The 23,235-nt window shown below is 23.8% G+C and carries 28 protein-coding genes; 12 read left to right on the top strand and 16 right to left on the bottom strand.

Features of this window, described 5'->3' with window-relative positions:
• Nucleotides 1-31: 31 nt before the first annotated feature.
• Entirely contained in the window at nucleotides 32-241 is a 210-nt protein-coding gene (locus tag AAHM78_RS10215; RefSeq protein WP_342252825.1) for a transposase family protein, read from the bottom strand.
• A 192-nt stretch (nucleotides 242-433) separates the two neighbouring features.
• Complete coding sequence (locus AAHM78_RS10210; RefSeq protein ID WP_342252835.1) at nucleotides 434-826, bottom strand: transposase family protein; 393 nt, start codon at nucleotides 824-826, stop codon at nucleotides 434-436.
• 56 nt (nucleotides 827-882) lie between these two features.
• On the opposite strand from AAHM78_RS10210, the gene AAHM78_RS10205 reads away from it, so the two are divergent.
• From AAHM78_RS10205 to AAHM78_RS10190, 4 genes are all read left to right on the top strand, one after another.
• Nucleotides 883-1,008, top strand: coding sequence for a hypothetical protein (locus AAHM78_RS10205; protein ID WP_342253078.1), 126 nt, complete (start codon nucleotides 883-885; stop codon nucleotides 1,006-1,008).
• Nucleotides 1,009-1,026: 18 nt separating this feature from the next.
• Nucleotides 1,027-1,416: an ERF family protein gene (locus tag AAHM78_RS10200; protein WP_342255137.1), complete on the top strand. Its 390-nt coding sequence runs from the start codon at nucleotides 1,027-1,029 to the stop codon at nucleotides 1,414-1,416.
• Between the two features lie 180 nt (nucleotides 1,417-1,596).
• The gene (locus AAHM78_RS10195; protein ID WP_342253077.1) at nucleotides 1,597-1,749 is read left to right on the top strand and encodes a hypothetical protein; all 153 of its coding nucleotides are present in this window, start codon (nucleotides 1,597-1,599) and stop codon (nucleotides 1,747-1,749) included.
• A gap of 374 nt (nucleotides 1,750-2,123) precedes the next feature.
• Complete coding sequence (locus AAHM78_RS10190; RefSeq protein WP_342253076.1) at nucleotides 2,124-3,068, top strand: IS30 family transposase; 945 nt, start codon at nucleotides 2,124-2,126, stop codon at nucleotides 3,066-3,068.
• Between the two features lie 95 nt (nucleotides 3,069-3,163).
• On the opposite strand, the gene AAHM78_RS10185 is transcribed toward AAHM78_RS10190, so the two are convergent.
• Both AAHM78_RS10185 and AAHM78_RS10180 read right to left on the bottom strand, forming a co-directional pair.
• On the bottom strand, nucleotides 3,164-4,402 hold the full coding sequence (locus tag AAHM78_RS10185; protein ID WP_342255136.1) for an IS256 family transposase: 1,239 nt from the start codon (nucleotides 4,400-4,402) through the stop codon (nucleotides 3,164-3,166).
• A gap of 57 nt (nucleotides 4,403-4,459) precedes the next feature.
• Complete coding sequence (locus tag AAHM78_RS10180) at nucleotides 4,460-4,810, bottom strand: hypothetical protein (RefSeq protein ID WP_342253075.1); 351 nt, start codon at nucleotides 4,808-4,810, stop codon at nucleotides 4,460-4,462.
• On the opposite strand from AAHM78_RS10180, the gene AAHM78_RS10175 reads away from it, so the two are divergent.
• Nucleotides 4,810-5,631 (top strand): IS1595 family transposase, encoded by an 822-nt coding sequence (locus AAHM78_RS10175; protein ID WP_342253074.1) that lies wholly within the window; start codon nucleotides 4,810-4,812, stop codon nucleotides 5,629-5,631. The two genes, AAHM78_RS10180 and AAHM78_RS10175, sit on opposite strands and share 1 nt — an antisense overlap.
• On the opposite strand, the gene AAHM78_RS10170 is transcribed toward AAHM78_RS10175, so the two are convergent.
• The 5 genes from AAHM78_RS10170 to AAHM78_RS10150 all read right to left on the bottom strand — a co-directional run bounded on the left by AAHM78_RS10170 (nucleotide 5,628) and on the right by AAHM78_RS10150 (nucleotide 12,931).
• Entirely contained in the window at nucleotides 5,628-5,879 is a 252-nt protein-coding gene (locus AAHM78_RS10170) for a hypothetical protein (protein WP_342253073.1), read from the bottom strand. The genes AAHM78_RS10175 and AAHM78_RS10170 overlap by 4 nt on opposite strands.
• Nucleotides 5,880-5,881: 2 nt before the next feature.
• On the bottom strand, nucleotides 5,882-6,100 hold the full coding sequence (locus tag AAHM78_RS10165; RefSeq protein WP_342253072.1) for a hypothetical protein: 219 nt from the start codon (nucleotides 6,098-6,100) through the stop codon (nucleotides 5,882-5,884).
• Nucleotides 6,101-7,634: 1,534 nt separating this feature from the next.
• Entirely contained in the window at nucleotides 7,635-8,594 is a 960-nt protein-coding gene (locus AAHM78_RS10160; RefSeq protein WP_342252847.1) for an IS1595 family transposase, read from the bottom strand.
• Nucleotides 8,595-8,868: 274 nt separating this feature from the next.
• Nucleotides 8,869-10,638 (bottom strand): ribonuclease J, encoded by a 1,770-nt coding sequence (locus AAHM78_RS10155; protein WP_342253071.1) that lies wholly within the window; start codon nucleotides 10,636-10,638, stop codon nucleotides 8,869-8,871.
• A gap of 178 nt (nucleotides 10,639-10,816) precedes the next feature.
• Entirely contained in the window at nucleotides 10,817-12,931 is a 2,115-nt protein-coding gene (locus AAHM78_RS10150; RefSeq protein ID WP_342253070.1) for a polyribonucleotide nucleotidyltransferase, read from the bottom strand.
• A 105-nt stretch (nucleotides 12,932-13,036) separates the two neighbouring features.
• On the opposite strand from AAHM78_RS10150, the gene AAHM78_RS10145 reads away from it, so the two are divergent.
• Nucleotides 13,037-13,372, top strand: coding sequence for a rhodanese-like domain-containing protein (locus AAHM78_RS10145; protein ID WP_252320544.1), 336 nt, complete (start codon nucleotides 13,037-13,039; stop codon nucleotides 13,370-13,372).
• A gap of 1 nt (nucleotide 13,373) precedes the next feature.
• Here AAHM78_RS10145 and AAHM78_RS10140 read toward each other — a convergent pair whose 3' ends face one another.
• The 4 genes from AAHM78_RS10140 to AAHM78_RS10125 form a co-directional block, all read right to left on the bottom strand.
• Entirely contained in the window at nucleotides 13,374-13,772 is a 399-nt protein-coding gene (locus AAHM78_RS10140) for a hypothetical protein (protein WP_342253069.1), read from the bottom strand.
• Nucleotides 13,773-13,810: 38 nt separating this feature from the next.
• Nucleotides 13,811-14,665 (bottom strand): NAD(+)/NADH kinase, encoded by an 855-nt coding sequence (locus AAHM78_RS10135; protein ID WP_342253068.1) that lies wholly within the window; start codon nucleotides 14,663-14,665, stop codon nucleotides 13,811-13,813.
• Complete coding sequence (locus AAHM78_RS10130) at nucleotides 14,650-15,045, bottom strand: Spx/MgsR family RNA polymerase-binding regulatory protein (protein WP_342253067.1); 396 nt, start codon at nucleotides 15,043-15,045, stop codon at nucleotides 14,650-14,652. The genes AAHM78_RS10135 and AAHM78_RS10130 overlap by 16 nt, the downstream gene beginning before the upstream one ends.
• A 283-nt stretch (nucleotides 15,046-15,328) precedes the next feature.
• Nucleotides 15,329-16,273, bottom strand: a complete 945-nt coding sequence (locus AAHM78_RS10125; protein WP_342253066.1) for an IS30 family transposase — start codon at nucleotides 16,271-16,273, stop codon at nucleotides 15,329-15,331.
• A gap of 194 nt (nucleotides 16,274-16,467) precedes the next feature.
• Here AAHM78_RS10125 and trpS point away from each other — a divergent pair, with 194 nt between their 5' ends.
• The 6 genes from trpS to AAHM78_RS10100 all read left to right on the top strand — a co-directional run bounded on the left by trpS (nucleotide 16,468) and on the right by AAHM78_RS10100 (nucleotide 20,837).
• Nucleotides 16,468-17,493, top strand: coding sequence for a tryptophan--tRNA ligase (gene trpS, locus AAHM78_RS10120; protein ID WP_342253065.1), 1,026 nt, complete (start codon nucleotides 16,468-16,470; stop codon nucleotides 17,491-17,493).
• A 12-nt stretch (nucleotides 17,494-17,505) separates the two neighbouring features.
• Nucleotides 17,506-18,381 carry a Cof-type HAD-IIB family hydrolase gene (locus AAHM78_RS10115; RefSeq protein WP_174481248.1) on the top strand — a complete coding sequence of 292 codons (876 nt, stop codon included), beginning with the start codon at nucleotides 17,506-17,508 and terminating at the stop codon, nucleotides 18,379-18,381.
• 376 nt (nucleotides 18,382-18,757) lie between these two features.
• Nucleotides 18,758-19,108: a transposase gene (locus tag AAHM78_RS17055; protein ID WP_425289806.1), complete on the top strand. Its 351-nt coding sequence runs from the start codon at nucleotides 18,758-18,760 to the stop codon at nucleotides 19,106-19,108.
• A gap of 43 nt (nucleotides 19,109-19,151) precedes the next feature.
• Nucleotides 19,152-20,111, top strand: a complete 960-nt coding sequence (locus AAHM78_RS10110; RefSeq protein WP_342252847.1) for an IS1595 family transposase — start codon at nucleotides 19,152-19,154, stop codon at nucleotides 20,109-20,111.
• 166 nt (nucleotides 20,112-20,277) lie between these two features.
• Nucleotides 20,278-20,535, top strand: a complete 258-nt coding sequence (locus tag AAHM78_RS10105) for a hypothetical protein (RefSeq protein WP_342253064.1) — start codon at nucleotides 20,278-20,280, stop codon at nucleotides 20,533-20,535.
• Nucleotides 20,536-20,576: 41 nt separating this feature from the next.
• The gene (locus AAHM78_RS10100) at nucleotides 20,577-20,837 is read left to right on the top strand and encodes a hypothetical protein (RefSeq protein WP_342252970.1); all 261 of its coding nucleotides are present in this window, start codon (nucleotides 20,577-20,579) and stop codon (nucleotides 20,835-20,837) included.
• A gap of 195 nt (nucleotides 20,838-21,032) precedes the next feature.
• Here AAHM78_RS10100 and AAHM78_RS10095 read toward each other — a convergent pair whose 3' ends face one another.
• The 3 genes from AAHM78_RS10095 to AAHM78_RS10085 all read right to left on the bottom strand — a co-directional run bounded on the left by AAHM78_RS10095 (nucleotide 21,033) and on the right by AAHM78_RS10085 (nucleotide 23,221).
• Nucleotides 21,033-21,977, bottom strand: a complete 945-nt coding sequence (locus AAHM78_RS10095) for an IS30 family transposase (RefSeq protein WP_342253063.1) — start codon at nucleotides 21,975-21,977, stop codon at nucleotides 21,033-21,035.
• A gap of 50 nt (nucleotides 21,978-22,027) precedes the next feature.
• Complete coding sequence (locus AAHM78_RS10090) at nucleotides 22,028-22,246, bottom strand: hypothetical protein (protein ID WP_342253062.1); 219 nt, start codon at nucleotides 22,244-22,246, stop codon at nucleotides 22,028-22,030.
• 72 nt (nucleotides 22,247-22,318) lie between these two features.
• A complete protein-coding gene (locus tag AAHM78_RS10085; protein ID WP_342253061.1) occupies nucleotides 22,319-23,221 on the bottom strand; it encodes a hypothetical protein in 903 nt (300 codons plus the stop codon).
• Between the last annotated feature and the right edge of the window lie 14 nt (nucleotides 23,222-23,235).

Here is a 23,235-nt window from a genome sequence, read left to right as displayed (position 1 = left end):
GTAATTTTTAGTCATTAGAATTGGTGCAAAACTAAGGTAATTCAAAATTATATATTCCTGCTATTAAATTAAATCTTAATGCAAATCTTCGTATTTTATTGCGATATTTTAAACTTAAAATTTTAAAACGTTTTAGTTTAGCAAATACGTGTTCAATTTTAATTCTAATTTTACTTAAAGTTTTATTGTATTCTTTTTGAATTGGTGTTAATTGATTGTATTTACTTTTTTTAAATGGCAAAAATGTATTTTTATGAATATTTTGTATACCTTGATAACTCTGGATGAATAAAAGTTTTAGATTTTAGAAGCAATTTAAAATCATGAATGCTTCCAAAACAAAAAGCAGTTGAAATAATTTTTCCATTGGAAATATCAATAATTATTTGGGATTTGAGAGAATGATGTTTCTTTTTACCTGAAAAAAGTAATTTTAGTTTTTTTTAATTCTTTCAATTGGAGTTTCAGTAGCATCAATAGCTAACAAATTATTATTAGTACCTTTATTTTTTGTTAAATCTTTTTTTCCAGGTAAATTAAAAATTCCGCTTTTTATTAAAATATTTTCAATTCAAAAAATATTACGAATGCAACTAGTATGACTAATATTATATCTTTTTGCAATAACTCTATAACTACTATAGTCTTTTCAATATTCTAAAGTCATTAATAAACGCTCTTCGATTACAATTTTATTTTTTCTACCACCATAATATTTTTGTTTAGACTCAGCAATTTTTAAAATTTCAAGCATTTTATAAAATGTTTGTGGCTTTATGCCGACTAAACTATAAAATTCTTGATCATCTTTATATTTTTTCAACATAATAACTATCACCTTTAATATTAATAATAATCGTTAAATTGTTAAAATTAAAGGTTTTGCACCAAGTCTATTTAAGATTTACTGAAAAAGATTATGAAAAATTAAAAGAAATTTGTGAAGAAAGAAATATGAAAATTAATGGTTTTATAAGAAATTTAATTAAAAAAGCAATAAATAAATAGAAAGAGCGATTATAATGAATAATTTATATAAAAAAATACTTAAAATTACAATTAGAAATTGGTAGTACACCTAAAAATGGTTTTAATAAATTTGGAAATTATAAATATTGATTATTAAGTGATATTTTTAATAAATTTAAATTATTATGTAAAGAATTAAATATTGTGATTACACATGAAGATATATTAACAACTGATAGAAAAATAAATTATTTAGATACCAAAGAAGTAGAAATAACTTATTTTAAAAGATATACAATTATTGATTTAGATAATGATAAAGAAAGTAAATATTTTGATATACTTGCTTGTGCTAAAAATACAGATATAGCAAAAGCAAAAGGTAGTGCAGAAACTTATGCTTATAGATATTTTTTAATGAATTTACTTTTATTAAGTGAAGATTAACTTGACCCAGATAATGATAATGTTAATTTAATTCAAAATAATAAGCAACAAAATAATTATATTAATAATAATGTAAAAATACAAAATTAAAAATGAGAACCAACTGAAAAACAATTAGATTATTTTGAAAAATATATGATTACAAATACAGTTTTATTTGATGAATGTATAAGAGAAGATATGCAAAAATTAAATCCAAGTAATAATAAAGATTTTTTAATATTAATGGGTGAAAATTATTTAAAAGTATTATTTGATAAATTTAAAGAAATTCGTGAAAGATTTAAAAATTTAAAAAATAATAATAAAAATGAGTATAGAAATTATGAATAAATGTAAATATTGTGATAAAAGAATTTGATTAACAAATTATTGATGTATGAATTGTTTAGAAATATTAGTTATGAATTGAAATAAAAATAAGGAGAATAAATAATGGGATATTGAACAAAGTATAAATGTGTTTTTTGTGGAGAAATAATGATTGGTGATGAAGAAAATATTGAACATGCAAGAGAACATCGAAACGGTATTAGATAATGAAAAAAATTATAGATGTTGAATCAACAATTGCTGATGTGCGTAAAGACAGTATTAGCAGAGATTTAGAATTTTTATATTTCTTTAATTGTAAAATTAAAAAGGACACTTATATAAAAATTAAATTGTGTTAGTTCTATAATTAAGAAAAGAAAGGAATTAGCGCAATGTATAAGTATCTGAGTATTGAATCAATAATAGCAATAAAAGAATATAAAAATTATGGATTTTCGATTCGTAAAATAGCAAAAATTGTTGATTATAGTAAATCAACTGTACATAGAGTTTGTAGATTATTAAATAAAAACTTATTGCCATTAGAAATATTGAATCAATTTCAAAAAAATAAACAAAATGCAGGCAGAAAATTAATAATTTTAACTTTAACAGAAATTAATAGTATTAATCATTTGTTAATTACTAAAAAGTATGCTCTTGATATAATTGCTAACTTTTTAAAGGAAAATAAAATAAAAAGTATTTCAACAAAAACTTTATATAACGTGTTTAAAACAAATCGAATGGGTTTTGATGAAAATAACTTATTGAGAAAAGGCAAAAATAAATCTCACAAACAAAAAGAAACTAGGGGCAAAATTAATAATTGTAAGTCTATTCATGAAAGAAATTTAATCATTCCTAATATTAAAAATATACAAGAATTTGGTCATTTAGAAGGTGATACTATCATTGGCAAAGATCATAAAAGTTCTATTATTACTTTGGCTGATATATGATCAAAAACCACAATTCCTTTAGTAACTAAAAATCATAAATCAGAAAATATTACGAAAAGTATAATAAAATTTATTTCAAAGTTACAAAAAGGAACAGTTAAAACCATTACTTTTGATCGTGGTAAAGAATTTAGTAAATGAAGATTAATCGAAAAAATTTGTAATGTCAAAATTTATTTTGCAGATCCTGGTAAACCTTGCCAAAGGGGTTTAAATGAAAATAATAATGGTATTTTAAGAAGATATTTACCAAAATCTACAGATCTATCTTCATATAAACAAAAAGATTTAAATTTTATAGCATTTCAAATTAATTCTACACCCAGAAAATCGCTCTCTTATAAAAGACCAATAGATTTAATACAATTATTTTAAAAAACTGTCCCATTTATATTTACAACTCAGGTAATTATCAAAAATTAATATTTTGAGGCTTTTATGTAATCTGTGTATCTTTGTTTTACAAGGTACTAGTTTAGATTAATTCTGTCTTCAAATTTTATCATAAAATGAGCAATTGCTGTATTTCAATTTTGAATAGGCATTGTTCATTTTTTTGTTATATTTTCAATTGCTAAGTAAAATATTTTGAAAACCGCCATATCGTTAGGAAAAACTTTTTTATTTCTAATAACTTTTCGTAATTGACTATTAACAGATTCAATAGCATTTGTAGTATAAATTACTCTTTTAATTTCTGGTGGATAACTAATAAAAACCATTAAATTATCTCAATTTTTATATCAAGATTTAGTAATTTGAGGATATTGTTTATTTCATTTATTTTCAAACGATTCTAAAGCTTGCATTGCTTGTTCTTCACTACATGCACTATAAATTGGTTTTAAATCTGTAACTAGAGATTTTCGATGTTTGTATGAAACATATTTTAAACTATTTCTAATTTGATGAACTATGCATAATTGATGTTCGGTTTTAGGATAAACCGATTGTATTGCTTCTGACATGCCTGTTAAATTATCACTACAAGCAATAAGAATATCATTTAAGCCTCGATTTTTCATTTCTGTAAAATTAGATAATCAAAATTTAGAACCTTCATTTTCACTAATTCATAAACCTAAAACATCTTTTTTACCTTCTAAATCAACTCCTAGTGCTATATAAACTGATTTGTTAATAATCCGTTTATCTTGTCGTACTTTAACTACTATACAATCAAAATAAACAATCGGATAAATACTTTCTAATGGCCGATTTTGCCATGCTTTGACATCATCAATAACATCATCAGTAATTTGACTAATAACACTTTCACTAATATCTGCACCATGATATAACTCTTGCAACTGCATTCTAATGTCAGATACTGTCATACCTTTTGCATATAGTGAAAGAACTTGTTGATCAAAACCATCAAATCTTCTTTGTCTTTTTGGCACTATTACAGGAGTAAAATTACTATTACGATCTCGTGGTACATCAATTTCAATTTTACCTTCTTGAGTTATTAATTTTTTTGAAGTTATGCCATTACGAGCATTTTCACTATTACTATGTTGATTTTTTTCATATCCTAAATAATTTTGCATTTCATAATTCAACATTTTTTCCACTAATCTTTTTGTTAATTCTTTATATAAACCTCCTTCTTTAAAAACTGTTGTTAAATCTTCAGTATTTTCTAGTAATAAATCTACTGCTTGTGATATTGGATCATTATTATTAATGTTTTGTTTTTTAACCATTTGTAACTCACTCTTTCTGGTCATTTAATTATATTTACTAGAATTAATTAAACATAGTTATTTTTGTAAGTTACACAGATTACTAAACATTACCAATATTTTTTTATGATTTTTTAAATAATATTGAATATGCTTATATGCATCTTGTTCGTGTTTTGTTAATTTTATATTTCCTTTATAATTTGTTATTTTATTTTTATTTTTTGGTTGACTTTCTTGATAATCTCAGTTCATAATATCTTGAACTAATACCATTAACGCGCCAATAATTTTAGGAGTTGCTAATGGATTAGTTAATAACTGCTTTGAACTTAAAAAGAAATTTTCTACAATAACTAATATTTTTTGATTAATAAATTGTTTTTTAATTAACGGACTTCTCCCCACATGTACTTGTGGAGGAAACAATGAAATTGAATGAGTTCAACAATATATTTCAAACAGAAAAAGATTGTTTGAAATATATAGCAAGTTTGAAGGAAAACAAATGTATGAGGTGTTCTTGAACAAATTTGAATACTTCTGATTTAAGAAGAATAAGATGTTTGAAATGTCATAAAACATTTAGTATTCTTCATGACACCATTTTTTACAAGTCACAAACACCTTTGACATCTTGGTTTCATCTCATCTTTAGATGAATAAACACCAAACATGGAATTCCATCAACTGATGTTGCAAAAGAATTGGGAGTAACTTTGAAAACTGCTTGAAGAATGGGTCATAAAATCCGAAGTGCAATTGCAAAACAAGAACCTCAATTCATTGTTGAGGGCATAGTGCAAATGGATGAAATGTATCTTTCACATATGGGTTTTAAAAAACAAGGAAGATCCTTAAAAAATAAAACTTTGATTGTTGGGATTTATGAAAAAAAAACCAATAATTTAATTGTGAAAGTGTTGAAAAATGCAAATCAAAAAAATATTTTGCAATTTGCAAGAAACCACATTTCTTCAAAGTGTGATGTACATACTGATTCTTGAAAAGGATATAGCCATTTTAAATCAGTTTTCACTAAGCATGAAACAGTTAACCATCAAGATGGCTATGTTTCAAAAACTGGTGTAAACATAAACCAGATTGAATCGGCATGAAAGCACATCAGACGAACATTTAAAACACATATCAAAGTTGAAAAACATCATGTTCATTTATATGCAAAAGAATCGGCATATAAATTCAACAATATACCTAGTTTTGAAACTGTAATGTTATGTTTGATTTAAAAATGTGAGGAGAAGTCCGTAGATAGGCTTTTCTCAGCATTTATGTGATAAAATTTAAAAATAGTACATAAAGGGAGAAAAGCCTTAATTAATTTAAAATATTCTTTATATATATTTTTAGTTTCTAAAACTGTTTTAGTTTTGAATGTTTCATTAAAAACAATATTATTATTTTCATTTGAATATATAACAATTCCATTATCACCAATTCCGGCAGGGTCAATCCCAATAATTAAGTCATATTTCATAATTAATCAAATTCACCATTATTGATTTTTTTAATTAATGAATAATATATTGAATCATTACTTGCACTTCTATATCCATCATTTTCAATTTTATTTTCTAAATATTTAATTAATTTTTCTATATTATTTAAATGTTCTTTTGTTATTTCTTGATTACGTTTTTTATTATATTCATTAATAATTTCTTGGTCTTTATAAGAAAATAGTTTTTGTTTATTCATATTTATACCTCCTACTTAACCTAACATTTAAAATACAGTCATAACAAATTGCTTTACTATTTTTATCTCTTAAAAAATATTTTCTTGTTTTAATATCATTAGTATTAAAGAATAAATAATCTAATTTATTTTGTTTACATGTTCAACAAAAAATACTTTTTCATTATGAGTTGAATTTTCCTTATAAGAAGTAAATATATAATTAATTGGTAAATCATTATGATTATATGTATTATTTATTTTAAAACCTTTTCTGTTCTCTTCTCACGTAATGTTATATTTAAAACAAGGATTAGTAATTTTAGTTTTGTTATCTGTTATTTCGCCAATAAATCAACTATTATGCTGTTCATAAAATGTTAGTGGTTCAAGTTTTATATCATTAAGATAATATTCTTTTGGAGTAGTTGGTTTATTAACAGTTATTTTTTGGTCTTTAATATATGGTTCTAATAATTTTATTAATTCATTACCACTTAATTCTCTTTTAATATTTTATAAATTAAAAACTCAATATGTGTAACTGTTATCAACAATAAAAGAATTATTTTTAATCATTCATTTTGGAAGTGATAATTTATATTCAACATAATCAATAAGAATAGATTGTGGTTTATCTTTAACAATTTGTTCTTTTTTAAATTCTATTTGCATAATAATCCTTTCCTAATATGTTCTGTTGCTTCTAGCATAAAGAACATATATTTTGATGTTTAGATTATTAATACTATTACTATTCGTTTTATTCATTCCATGAAAACTGGGCTCAAAAATAAATTGTGAAATTTTAAAAAACATTAAGGCATTCGATTCAATATTTATTTAATTTGTGTTAAACAAATTAATATTTTAATTGAACCGGCACCGCTTAATTTTTTTTACAAGTTTGAAATTTATTTTCTCGCCCAAAAATTTTTTCAAAAAAAATAAAAAATAAAACCAACACTTGCTCACTGGGGAGTGGCAAGGTTGGTTAAATAAAGAATAGAATTAATACAATAGGTCCCTACAACGGGTGTCTATATATACTAGTTTCCAATTCGCTCCCACCCCAAGAATTACCATTACTGGTTAGTATATTTTATTAGGTATCACTCCACTTTTTATTTATCCATGCAAGTCCACATGTTTTGGCCACTATTTTTAACAACTGTGTTGTGGTTCACTGTTTTAATTCCCTAACACGTGTTGATAATAGCGTTAAAGAGGTTTATTAAAAATTTTAAAATTTTACAATTACAAAAAAAAGACAAGATTATTTCTTGTCTTTTTCCTTTGATAATAATTTTTTAAATGTATATTTTTTAAAATACGTCGAATATAAATTTAAGGATAAAAGAGAATTTAATTTGTCTATCATCATTTTGAAATGGTAATGTTGGAAAGAATTTATTTATCTAGTAATTCATCTTCCTACTTTTTTGGGAACCTCCCAATTTTTTTTTTTAATTTTCAAAAAAACTCTTGATGAAATAAAAAAAATCATCAAACTGGCCTAAAATTTTATTTTATTTAATTTTGGGATTTATTTTTTTTACAAACTGAAATATAATGCTTCAGATTTTGCATAAGGTGATATTTTATAATGTTGGTATTTAAATTTTCATAAATTGAGGTAATTTTGAATATTGGTAAATCCAATGCCATGATAATGAGTAATAAATTCTTTTAAACTTGATTGTATTTTACTGATATTACTTAAATTTTTATAATTTAATTCTTTATTTTCTTTTGATTTAAATTTCTTGAGAGTACATTTTGTTTGTTTAGCTACTGTATCATATAGTATTTGCATATCACAAACTATAATTGATTTTTCTTCGATAAGCTTAGATGTTAAATTTTCTTGTACTCATTTTTTTGTTAATCTTTTAGTATTTGTTGTTTGAGCATAAATATTTTTATTTTCATCAATTGCCATTTCAATACAACAGTTTAAATCTTTAGCATTTTCTTCAATTCATTTTTTTCTTGGATCATCTGGATTTTTGAAATTTCCTTTATGAATTTCTTTGATAAAAGTTTCATCAATTTCAATTCTACCTTTTAATTTTGTGAATGGTTTTTGTGTTTTTGCTAATTGTGATGATTTCATAAATTTTTGACGATTAAATCATGCTGATGTTTTTGAAATTTTAGCAAATTGAGAAATAGTATAAGCAGATTGACCTAACAATGACAATCAAATTATTCAATCTCATTGTTCATGAGATAAATGACTTCAATGTAAAAAATGATTTCTTAAAGCATCAAAGCTACTTTTACAATCTTTGCATAAATATTTTTGCTTATTATTCTTAAAACCATTTTTTACACATCAATAAGATTTACAATTTGGACATTGAATTCCTTTTTCTTTAAATTTTTTATCAATTGCATCTAATTTTTCTTTTTTCTCAATTTGTTTAATTCTATTTTTAAAATGTCTAATAATTTTTATAAATTCTTCATCTTTTTTGTTTTTTAAAACATCAATTAATTCATTATTAGTCACAAAAAATCACCCCTGATATAAAAATATTACTTTTAATTTAAAATTAAAAGTAATATCAAGATTTTTTGTGAAAATTAAAAATTTTTTTTTATTACTTTCAAATTCTCCAGCAATAATTTTCATGTTTTTTTACTAAATGCACTATAAATTATTTTCAATAGTTTTTAGTAATTTTTATAAACTGGTTCTAATTTACTAAACATTATATAAATTTTAAAATTAGTTTAAATATGAAAAATTATATAATTTAAGGTTAATGATAATATCATTAACCTTAAATTTCATTAACAACTGTTAAAATCATAGGTAACTTACCAGTTTCTTTTTTAATATAATCTTGTAAGTCATTTTTCATTTTAGTCTTAACTTCACTAAGACTAAAAGCATTATTAGTTTTATATTTTTCAATAACATTAATAATAATGTTTTGCAATTTTTTCAACATTTCTTCATTATTAGTTAAATAAACAACACCACGCATTTGTGCATCAATTAAAGAAACAATTTCTTTAGTTTTACGATTTATTGTCACTCCTGTAATTAAAATACCATCACGTTGTAATTGTTTTCTTTCACTAATAACAATGGAACCAATATCACCAACACCAATACCATCTACATATACATCACCAGTTTTTATTAAGTTATCTGTTTTTTTATTAGTAGCATTTTTATCATTAAAACGAGAAGGACGTGCAACATACTGTTTAACAAAATTATCAATTAATTTACCATTTTCAAAAGTAATAACTTCACCATTATCATGAATTAAAGCATTGTTATGTAATACACCAGCATCAATGGCTGCTGCTTGTGCTGCTACAAAATCTTTATATAAACCTTTAACTGGTAAAAAATATTTTGGTTCAATAATATTAACCATTAACTTAATATCTTCATAAGAAGCATTTAAACTTCAAGCTTGTTTTTCTGATATATTAATAACTTTAACATCAGTACGTGCTAAGTCATCTAATAAGGCTGCATGAGCCAATTCATTTCCTGGAATTGGTGGAGTTGCTAAAATTATTGTATCTTGGGATTCAAGTTTTAAATAATCATCATTACCAATAGCAATTTTATTCATTCTAGTAAATAAACGCTCACCACTACCAGTAACAATAATTACTGTATCTTTAGTACCAATTGTTTGTGCTAAATTAATAATTTGTGATTTATCAATATTGAAAGCGTTTAAATCATTAACTTTTAATAAAATATCATATAAAGTTGCACCATAAACTGCAATTTTACGTTTAGAGTCAGTTTCTTTAATAGCATTAAGAATTTCACTAACACGATATAAATCTTGATCATAACATGCAAGAATAACTCTTCCTGGTGCTTCTTTTAATACTGGTTCAATAATAGTTTGAATTTTATGCTTAGGAGCTGTAAAAGCTTTTCTATTGGCGCATGTTGCTTCACTAATTAATAATAAAACATCATTTTTAGAAACACTAGCTAAATGTTGAATATCAGTAGTAAAATCACTACGATGTTCACCATCAAAAATATAATCACCCGTATAAACAATTGTTTCATTTAATTTAATATTTTCACCATTATTTACAGTTAGAACAAAACCTAAACTACCCGGAATTGAAGTAGTTGTTTTAAATGTTTTAACAACAACATTACCAAATGATACTTTTTGTTCAGGTTCAATAGTTTTAATTATAATTTCATTTTGATTAATAAAACGAAAACGTTCTAATTTCTGCTTAATCATAAAATCAGTTAGTTTACTAGTAAAGATTGGAACTTTATACTCGGGTTTTATTTTATTAAAATCTTTTAAAATATAAGGTAGTGCTCCAAAAGCATCATCAGATGGTTTTGAAATAAATATACCTTGAATACGATGTTTATTTTCTTTTAAATATGTATAATCTGGAATAATAATATCAATTCCTAAAATTTCTCTTTCTGGGAGTCTAATGCCGGCATCAAATACAAATATCTTATCATTTACTTCAACAACATATAAGTTTTTACCACGTTCATCTAATCCACCCAGAGCAAATACTTTTATCTTTGCCATGTTTTCACCAGTTTTCTACTTTCTGTATTTTTATTTTATAAAATTTAATATCTTAGAATAACATAAAAATTAAAACTTGAACTTAAATTCCCAAAATGATGCTATGTTATGTTATTAGTATTTTAACACTAATTTAATAATAAAACTGTAATTAATTTTCATTAAAAATAGTTTCAAATTATTTATCAATAATTTCTAAGCTAAGCTTACTATTATCTTCAACTTTAATTACTCGAATTTTAATTATATCATTGATTTTAACGACATTATTTAAATTATCAATACGTTTATTAAATTTTTTTGAAAATTCTGAAATATGAATTAAACCATCAATCTTATCTTGTAAATTAACAAAAACACCAAAATTAACAATTTTTACAACTTTACTATCAAATTCAGAACCGATTTTAATTTGAAAAGGATTAACAATACTTTCAATAATTTGTCAAGCTTTATCAATGGCTGATTGTTCATTATGATAAATCATCAATCGTCCATCATCTTCAATATCAATTTTAACATTATCACAGTCGGTAATAATTTTATTAATAACTTTCCCACCAACACCAATAATATCACGAATTTTATCAATTGGAATTAACTTTTGAATAATTTTTGGAGCATTAGGTGCCAATGTAGTTCTAGGTTTTTTAATTACTTCATTCATGTTTGCTAATACTTGTAATCTCGCAATTCTGGCTTTTTCTAAAGCTTGTGTAATAATATTAAAATCAATACCAGTAATTTTAATATCCATTTGTAAAGCACAAATACCATTAGCTGTTCCCGTCACTTTAAAATCCATATCACCTAAGTGATCTTCTAATCCTTGAATGTCAGTTAAAATTGTAAAATCTTTTTCTTCTTTAATTACACCCATGGCAATACCAGCAATTGCAGCTCTAATCGGTACACCACCAGCCATTAATGCCATTGATGAAGCACAAATTGCTGCTTGTGAAGTTGAACCATTTGATGCTAATACTTCTGATACTAATCTAATTGTATAAGGAAAATCTTTTTCAAGAGGAATAATTTGTAATAATGCTTTTTCACCAAGGGCGCCATGACCAATCTCACGTCGTGAAGGAACACCCATTCTTCCGGTTTCACCAACAGAAAATGGAGAAAAATTATAATGATGAATAAAACGTTTATACTCTTCTTTACCTAATCCATCAATAATTTGATGTTCCGCAAGTGCACCCAAAGTTAAAACTGATAAAACTTGTGTTTCACCACGAGTAAACATTGCACTACCATGAACAATAGGTAAAACATCAATCATACTTGTTAATTTTCTAATATCATCTGCTTTTCGTCCATCAACTCGTACATTATTTTTTAAAATCATAGTACGCATTGCTTTTTGTAATAATTGATAAATACTTTTGCGTAAATTATGAATAGTTGTTTCTTCACCAGCATTTAAAACTTCTTGATTAAATTTATTTTTAAAACTTTGAAATGTTTCTTCAACTAAATTTTTAATCAAGTTACTTCGACTTTTTTTATCAACAGTAGTACTAATTTTACTAATTTGTGATTGACAATTTGTTTCTACAAATTGTTCAATATTAACAGGAATTAATGCTAACTGTGGTTTAAATTTATTTGGTTTTAATTTTTCAATGATACTTTCTTGAAAAATTATTAATTTAATAATATGTTCATGTGCAAATTTTAATGCTTTAATCATATCTTTTTCTAAAATATCATGACATCCAGCTTCAACCATATTGATGGCATCTTTTGTTCCACCAACAATCAATTCCATTTTTGAATTTAATAATTGCTCTTGTGTTGGATTAAGGACAAGTTCATCATTTATTTTACCAACAACAACAGTAGCACTAGGACCCTGAAATGGCAAACTACTTAATCCTAAAGCAAGTGAAGTACCAAAAGCTGAATTTACTCTAACATCACAAGCATCATCTAACGCAAAAACATTATTTACAACTTGCACTTCATTAACAAAACCTTTTGGAAATAATGGACGGATTGAACGATCAATTAATCTAGCACATAGTGTTGCATATTCACTAGGTCGACCTTCACGCTTTAAAAAACCACCTGGAATCTTACCAACTGAATATAACTTTTCTTGAAAAACTATTTGTAATGGAAAAAAATCTTGATTATTAATAACTTCATTATATGATACAGTTGTTAATACAACTGTATTTCCATAAGTAATTTTTACTGATTTTTCTGCTAAATTAGCCATTGTACCTAATTCAACAATTAATTCATATTTTCCTTCTTTAAAAAGGAATTTTTCTTTTAACATTATTTACTCCTTAGCTTCCGTTTTTTGTCGCAACTATAAGCATTATAGCATAATAAAATGTTAAAATAAGTTATAGAACAATTTTATTTTAGGAGGTCATAACTTATGTTTAAACATAAAATACAAAATGAAATTTCAATTTCAAATAAAGACTTTGATAAAATTAAAAATAAAGCTTTAATTATTGATGTTCGTGATGTTGCTGAATATCAAATTTTAAAAAAAATAACAAATGATAATGGTGAACTTAATATTGTTAATATTCCTTACTATGATTTGATTAAAAATCCTAGTAAATATATTGAAAACAAAAATCAAGTGATTATAACTATTTGTAATGCAGGAAATCGTTCAACTGCTGCTGCACTAACACTCAGAGAATTGGGCTATACTAACACTTATGTTTTAATTAATGGTATTTATGGATATTACAAAAAATAACTTATTTCTCATTATTTAATTTAATAAGATCATTAATAGCAATACTTAAATTATTACAATAAGTTCCTAAGACTAAACCAATACTATCGTCTTGGTCTAAAATACCACGATTTTTAATTTTTTTAAGATTATTAAAATTAATTTTTGAATGATCAATAATCTCTACCTTAATTTTATTTGCTGTTGCTGTTGTCTCTTTAATATTATCAATTCCCCCTAAATCAACAATAAAATTTTGTAATTTAAATGGGAATTTTTGTGGTTTATTAATAGGTTTTGAACTACTTTCTTGTTGATTGCGTAATTTTTTAGCTGTACTAACATTTCATATTCAAATCCCAATACTAGCCACAGCAAATAACAATGCAATAACTAATAATACTATTTGTCAAATTGGCATGATTACCTTCCTTAATTAATATATTTTTAAATATTTTCTTAATCTTCTTGAATAAAAGCTTTCTTTACTTTAGCAAGTAAAGAATAATGATTAAGTCGATATTCTAAAACTTGTAACGTTAATTCTGATAATTTAATTGTTACCTTATCATTTAGTTTATCATTAAAATCAAAAGTATCAACAATTAATTTTCCAAAATCGCTCAATTTACTATCTTTTTGAATATTTTTCAAAGTAATTTCATGATTTTCATCCAAAATTAGTGGTGAATTTAAACTGCGATAACTATTATTAGCTACTGGAGCAATTTCATGAAATTGCATTAAGTTATGATTTGAAATTAAAACAGCACCACCAAGTGATTTCATTAAACCCGTCGAACCAGTTCTTGTTGCAATAACTAAACCAGAACCACGAAAGTTTTCAAATAATTGATTATTAATTAACACTTGACATGAAAGAGTTGTTGTTAAATTAACAAATTTAACTTCATTAATAGCATATAAAATCTTATTATTAATATTTACTTCTAATAATGAAAATTTATTTACTATTAAATTATTATCATTTTTATCAATTCACATTAATACTTTGTCAACTTCTGTGTTTAAAAAATTTTCATAAAAACCAAGATTACCACATTTAAAACTAACAAACTTAACAGTATTGAGCATATTATTATAATCATGAATAGCTTTTAAAAATGTTCCATCACCGCCAATAATAAAAACAATATCTGGAAAAGAAGTATCTTCAAGTGCTTTAAGGGCCAATAACTTGGCCCTTAATTCCTTAGCTAATGATTGAGAATTCTCATATTTATTAGCAATAATTGTAAATTTATAATTTTTCATCATGTATTCCAATCATATTTCAATTAAAATATTTCACAAGAATCTTCAAATTCGTTTTCAATAGAACCACGTAAAAATAATTCAATCTCATCTTCATTATAACCAATTTGAATACGTTGTTTATTTTCTTGAACAATAATTGGACGTTTTAAAACAGTTGGTGAAGTTTTAATTAAATCAAAAACTTGTAACATTGTTAACTTTTCAATATTAATAGCATGTGTTTTAATAAACTTTGCTCTTGTTGAAATAATATCACCAACACCATTTGATACAAATCTTAATAATAATTTAATTTCAGTATCGGTCAATGGATTATGGATAATATTACGTTTAATATATGGAATTTTATGTTTATCAAAAAATTGAATAACTTTTTTTGAAGACAAACAACTTGGCGAAACATATATTTTAATCATGACAATACCCCTCTTTGCTTTTAGACTACATTTGATTTAAATACTCTTTTTTAAAATTAATATTTTTTTATCTTTAAAAGATAAAAGTTAATAAACTCTACATTACTATAATAATATATATTTCCACACTATCTTTGACCAAACTTAGAAAATAAGTACATGAAAGACCTTTTCCGCTATATCCTTCACCCACATATTATATCATATTATTTTTTGAAAAATAGATACTTTTATTCCTTAAATTTTATAAAACCTGAGTTGTAAATATAAATGGGACAGTTTTTTAAAATAATTGTATTAAATCTATTGGTCTTTTATAAGAGAGCGATTTTCTGGGTGTAGAATTAATTTGAAATGCTATAAAATTTAAATCTTTTTGTTTATATGAAGATAGATCTGTAGATTTTGGTAAATATCTTCTTAAAATACCATTATTATTTTCATTTAAACCCCTTTGGCAAGGTTTACCAGGATCTGCAAAATAAATTTTGACATTACAAATTTTTTCGATTAATCTTCATTTACTAAATTCTTTACCACGATCAAAAGTAATGGTTTTAACTGTTCCTTTTTGTAACTTTGAAATAAATTTTATTATACTTTTCGTAATATTTTCTGATTTATGATTTTTAGTTACTAAAGGAATTGTGGTTTTTGATCATATATCAGCCAAAGTAATAATAGAACTTTTATGATCTTTGCCAATGATAGTATCACCTTCTAAATGACCAAATTCTTGTATATTTTTAATATTAGGAATGATTAAATTTCTTTCATGAATAGACTTACAATTATTAATTTTGCCCCTAGTTTCTTTTTGTTTGTGAGATTTATTTTTGCCTTTTCTCAATAAGTTATTTTCATCAAAACCCATTCGATTTGTTTTAAACATGTTATATAAAGTTTTTGTTGAAATACTTTTTATTTTATTTTCCTTTAAACAGTTAGCAATTATATCAAGAGCATACTTTTTAGTAATTAACAAATGATTAATACTATTAATTTCTGTTAAAGTTAAAATTATTAATTTTCTGCCTGCATTTTGTTTATTTTTTTGAAATTGATTCAATATTTCTAATGGCAATAAGTTTTTATTTAATAATCTACAAACTCTATGTACAGTTGATTTACTATAATCAACAATTTTTGCTATTTTACGAATCGAAAATCCATAATTTTTATATTCTTTTATTGCTATTATTGATTCAATACTCAGATACTTATACATTGCGCTAATTCCTTTCTTTTCTTAATTATAGAACTAACACAATTTAATTTTTATATAAGTGTCCTTTTTAATTTTACAATTAAAGTTTTTATTATATCAAAATCAAACAAATTTTAATATAATTAATTGAATTATTTAACTTTATCATTGATAATTAATTATATTAAAAAATTAATTTGGAGGCAGCAAAATATATGGCTCGTATTATATCTGGAATAACTAGCACTGGAAAATTAACTCTTGGTAACTACTTGGGAGCAATTAATAATTTTTTAAAATTGCAAGAAGAACATGAACTCTTAATATTTGTTGCAAATTTACATGGATTAACACTACCAATAAAAGCACAAGAATTAAGAGATAATATTAAAGATATTGCCGCTTGATATTTTGCTGCTGGTATTATACCAAATAAATCTCATATTTTTATTCAATCTGATGTTTTAGCCCATAGTCAATTAGGATATATATTATTATGTAATAGTTATGTCGGTGAATTAGAACGAATGACACAATTTAAAGATAAAAGTCAAAAAATGACAAATCAACAAAATAAAACGATTAGTATTCCAACAGGTATTCTTACATATCCAGCATTAATGGCTGCTGATATTTTACTATATGACGCTGATTTTGTGCCAGTTGGTGTTGATCAAACTCAACATTTAGAATTGACAAAAACTTTAGCAACAAGAATGAATAACAATTATAAAACTGATTTATTCAAAATTCCTAAAATAATTATTGATAAACAAGCACAAAAAATTATGAGTTTACAAGAACCTGAAAAAAAAATGTCAAAATCTGATACTAATCTAAAAAATAGTATTTTTTTAAGCGATAGCAAACAAGAAGTTACCAATAAAATTAAAAAAGCAGTTACTGATTCAGAAAATATTATTAAATTTGATCCAGAAAATAAGCCTGGAGTTAGTAATTTATTAACTATTTATGCTAGCATTACTAAAAAAGATATCAAAACTTGTGAACAATATTTCAGCAATCACAATTATGGTTTTTTAAAAGAAGAAGTAATTAAAGTAATAAATGATTTATTAGAACCCATGCAAAAAAAACACCAAGAATTTATTAATGAAAAATCATCACAATTAGCAAAATATTTAGAAGAAGGTGCAAATTTTGCTAATAATATTGCTACTAAAAAATTAAACTTTGTTCAAGACACAATGGGTATTAATTTTATCGAGAAAGAAAGATAGGAGGAAGAGACAATGTCTTTATACAATAAAAAACAAAAACATTTAATCCTAGTTGATTTAGATGGTACTCTATTAAAAAGTGGTGGACGAGAAATTCATATTAATACTAAAAAAGCACTAATTGATGCTCAAAAACAAGGTCATATTGTTTGTATTGTCACTGGTCGACCTTATCGTGGATCAATTAAATTTTATCGTGAATTAGGTCTTAATACATTACTATGCAATTTTAATGGTGGCCATATTCATGATCCAAAAATCAAAAAATTCAAACGATTAGTTTTTCCAATTTCTGAAACAATTGTTAAACATATTTTAAATGAAGACTATATTTTTCAACAAATTGAAAACGCGGTTATTGAATATTACAACAAAGCAGTATGTTGAAAAAAAGATGATTTCTTTGAAACTTATTTTCATTTAGATACTATTGAAAATGATACTTTTACAATTAGTAAATTAATTCGTGATTGAAAAGGGAGCGCTAATGCCATTTTAATTGAATTTAAAGAAAATACTAATCTTGATCAAGTATATCGTGACTTGGAAAAATATTCAAACTCAATTAAGGTAAATACTTGAAATCGTTATGATAATAATAAACTAATCTTTGAAATTTCAAGTAAATTTATTGATAAAGGAATGACAGCTCGCATTTTGGCTCAATATTATAATGTTGATATTAGAGATGTTATTGCTTATGGTGATGAAATTAATGATAAAGAAATGTTGATGGAAGTTGGCTATGGTGTAGCAATGAAAAATGGTAATATTGTTATTAAAAGTATTGCCAATGATATTACTACTAAAACCAATGATGAGGGTGGCGTTGGTGATCATTTATCAAAATTATTAAATCTTTATGAAGAAAGTGAAATTTATATTTAATGGAAATGAAAATATATTAACTATTATTTCTATATTTGTAATATGATATAGTTTTTAAACATTAATATAAGTTTTTAACCTATTTACTTTATTTTTAAAGTAAATAGGTTTTTATTTAAAAAAGTTTTTTATAAATTTAAGATACTAAAATAAAAAACCTATTGTTTCGAAAAATAAAACAATAGGACATTAATTATATTAAACTTCTACTAAATATAAATATTTTAATACTATTAATACAAAAAACTATAAAACTTCTAAAGGTAAGAAGTCAAAAATTTCTTTTAATTTTCACAAAAAATCTTGATATTACTTTTAATTGAAAATTAAAAGTAATATTTTTATATCAGGGGTGATTTTTTGTGACTAATAATGAATTAATTGATGTTTTAAAAAAAAAGATGAAGAATTTATAAAAATTATTAGACATTTTAAAAATAGAATTAAACAAATTGAGAAAAAAGAAAAATTAGATGCAATTGATAAAAAAATTAAAGAAAAAGGAATTCAATGTCCAAATTGTAAATCTTATTGATGTGTAAAAAATGGTTTTAATAATAATAAGCAAAAATATTTATGCAAAGATTGTAAAAGTAGCTTTGATGCTTTAAGAAATCATTTTTTACATTGAAGTCATTTATCTCATGAACAATGAGATTGAATAATTTGATTGTCATTGTTAGGTCAATCTTTTAATTTTCACAAAAAATCTTGATATTACTTTTAATTTAAAATTAAAAGTAATATTTTTATATCAGGGGTGATTTTTTGTGACTAATAATGAATTAATTGATGTTTTAAAAAACAAAAAAGATGAAGAATTTATAAAAATTATTAGACATTTTAAAAATAGAATTAAACAAATTGAGAAAAAAGAAAAATTAGATGCAATTGATAAAAAATTTAAAGAAAAAGGAATTCAATGTCCAAATTGTAAATCTTATTGATGTGTAAAAAATGGTTTTAAGAATAATAAGCAAAAATATTTATGCAAAGATTGTAAAAGTAGCTTTGATGCTTTAAGAAATCATTTTTTACATTGAAGTCATTTATCTCATGAACAATGAGATTGAATAATTTGATTGTCATTGTTAGGTCAATCTGCTTATACTATTTCTCAATTTGCTAAAATTTCAAAAACATCAGCATGATTTAATCGTCAAAAATTTATGAAATCATCACAATTAGCAAAAACACAAAAACCATTCACAAAATTAAAAGGTAGAATTGAAATTGATGAAACTTTTATCAAAGAAATTCATAAAGGAAATTTCAAAAATCCAGATGATCCAAGAAAAAAATGAATTGAAGAAAATGCTAAAGATTTAAACTGTTGTATTGAAATGGCAATTGATGAAAATAAAAATATTTATGCTCAAACAACAAATACTAAAAGATTAACAAAAAAATGAGTACAAGAAAATTTAACATCTAAGCTTATCGAAGAAAAATCAATTATAGTTTGTGATATGCAAATACTATATGATACAGTAGCTAAACAAACAAAATGTACTCTCAAGAAATTTAAATCAAAAGAAAATAAAGAATTAAATTATAAAAATTTAAGTAATATCAGTAAAATACAATCAAGTTTAAAAGAATTTATTACTCATTATCATGGCATTGGATTTACCAATATTCAAAATTACCTCAATTTATGAAAATTTAAATACCAACATTATAAAATATCACCTTATGCAAAATCTGAAGCATTATATTTCAGTTTGTAAAAAAAATAAATCCCAAAATTAAATAAAATCAAATTTTAGGCCAGGTTGATGATTTTTTTTATTTCATCAAGAGTTTTTTTGAAAATTAAAAGGTCAATCTGCTTATACTATTTCTCAATTTGCTAAAATTTCAAAAACATCAGCACGATTTAATCGTCAAAAATTTATGAAATCATCACAATTAGCAAAAACACAAAAACCATTCACAAAATTAAAAGGTAGAATTGAAATTGATGAAACTTTTATCAAAGAAATTCATAAAGGAAATTTCAAAAATCCAGATGATCCAAGAAAAAAATGAATTGAAGAAAATGCTAAAGATTTAAACTGTTGTATTGAAATGGCAATTGATGAAAATAAAAATATTTATGCTCAAACAACAAATACTAAAAGATTAACAAAAAATGAGTACAAGAAAATTTAACATCTAAGCTTATCGAAGAAAAATCAATTATAGTTTGTGATATGCAAATACTATATGATACAGTAGCTAAACAAACAAAATGTACTCTCAAGAAATTTAAATCAAAAGAAAATAAAGAATTAAATTATAAAAATTTAAGTAATATCAGTAAAATACAATCAAGTTTAAAAGAATTTATTACTCATTATCATGGCATTGGATTTACCAATATTCAAAATTACCTCAATTTATGAAAATTTAAATACCAACATTATAAAATATCACCTTATGCAAAATCTGAAGCATTATATTTCAGTTTGTAAAAAAAATAAATCCCAAAATTAAATAAAATCAAATTTTAGGCCAGGTTGATGATTTTTTTTATTTCATCAAGAGTTTTTTTGAAAATTAAAAAAAATTTCTTGGTGATTGGCACAAAACTTTAATTCCGAATCATTTTTTTGTTCTTCAATTTTAATTTTTAATTCCTGAGTTGTAAATATAAATGGGACAGTTTTTTAAAATAATTGTATTAAATCTATTGGTCTTTTATAAGAGAGCGATTTTCTGGGTGTAGAATTAATTTGAAATGCTATAAAATTTAAATCTTTTTGTTTATATGAAGATAGATCTGTAGATTTTGGTAAATATCTTCTTAAAATACCATTATTATTTTCATTTAAACCCCTTTGGCAAGGTTTACCAGGATCTGCAAAATAAATTTTGACATTACAAATTTTTTCGATTAATCTTCATTTACTAAATTCTTTACCACGATCAAAAGTAATGGTTTTAACTGTTCCTTTTTGTAAATTTGAAATAAATTTTATTATACTTTTCGTAATATTTTCTGATTTATGATTTTTAGTTACTAAAGGAATTGTGGTTTTTGATCATATATCAGCCAAAGTAATAATAGAACTTTTATGATCTTTGCCAATGATAGTATCACCTGCTAAATGACCAAATTCTTGTATATTTTTAATATTAGGAATGATTAAATTTCTTGCATGAATAGACTTACAATTATTAATTTTGCCCCTAGTTTCTTTTTGTTTGTGAGTTTTATTTTTGCCTTTTCTCAATAAGTTATTTTCATCAAAACCCATTCGATTTGTTTTAAACATGTTATATAAAGTTTTTGTTGAAATACTTTTTATTTTATTTTCCTTTAAAAAGTTAGCAATTATATCAAGAGCATACTTTTTAGTAATTCACAAATGATTAATACTATTAATTTCTGTTAAAGTTAAAATTATTAATTTTCTGCCTGCATTTTGTTTATTTTTTTGAAATTGATTCAATATTTCTGATGGCAATAAGTTTTTATTTAATAATCTACAAACTCTATGTACAGTTGATTTACTATAATCAACAATTTTTGCTATTTTACGAATCGAAAATCCATAATTTTTATATTCTTTTATTGCTATTATTGATTCAATACTCAGATACTTATACATTGCGCTAATTCCTTTCTTTTCTTAATTATAGAACTAACACAATTTAATTTTTATATAAGTGTCCTTTTTAATTTTACAATTAAAGATTCATTTAATTGCTTTTTTATTTTAAGTAATTGAGCAGGTGCTGGTGGTTGTTTATCTCATTCATCAAATAATATTTTACCTATTTTAAAAAGTTTTTCATACTGAAATTTTAAACAACTATTTTGCTGTGATTCATGATCATGGATATTTTTGCCAAACATAAAATCACCTACTTTCCTCAATTCTTTTACTTAAATTTATTATACCAAATAATAAAAAAGGAGAATTATTTCTCCTTTTTAACTAGTAAAATGTTATAAAACCGTTGGTAAATAATGTAAGAAAAAACTATTTTCTAATTCTCATCCTCAATCACGCTGATTCTGAGGTGTTAAAATTCATCTAGCAAAACTTTCGACAAAAAATTCATCATCAAGATTTATATTATATTTACCATAAAATCAGGCACTACGACCATAATTACTATTAACTGTTATTAAACCAAATAATAATTTTTGCTTAATATTAGTTAATTTTGCTTGTTGACCTAAATAATCAATTAAATATCAAGTACGATCATAAATTTGTTTGTTATCATTGTTAACAGTTAGTTTATGAGAAATTGATGTCATATTAGTATTAACATCACTATAACTGCTATCTGGTCACTTTCAATTAGCATTAAATGAATTTCTTTCATCAGCACTTAAACCAATAAAATTACTTAAAGCATGACCATATTCGTGAGTTGTAACACTAATTATTTGATCTGAAGATCAAAATCCCTCTTGAAATTGTTGATCAATTAAATTAATATTTGAAAATTCAGGACCATAACCCATACGTTGATTATCAGCTTCTGAATTAAAAGCAGTTCATGCTACTGTGCTATCACTTACAGCAACTGGTGCTACTTTTTGAATTAGTTTAATAACAGTTTTTTTATGAAAAACTTTAGCAAAAATATTATAAAAACGTAATTGTTGTTGCTCTGCTAATTGTAATTGTTCATTATTTAAACCAGCTTTTTTATACATTTCAACTCAATTAACATCAATGGTTTTACCACCAATTTTAGTATGAGTTAAATCATATTGTAAACTATCATAATTACTTCAAATTACATCACTTTTATTATTATCATACAAGTTATTAAATTCATCAATACTTTCTTTACTTGCCATTTGATGGATTTTATATTCATATTTTTTTACCATCTTTGCATCTTCTG

Origin of the sequence: Spiroplasma endosymbiont of Zeiraphera isertana, assembly GCF_964030805.1 — a bacterium.
Lineage (GTDB): Bacteria > Bacillota_I > Bacilli_A > Mycoplasmatales > VBWQ01 > Spiroplasma_E.
The sequence above is the reverse complement of the archived record's forward strand: the minus strand, read 5'-3'. Positions and strand labels throughout refer to the sequence as shown.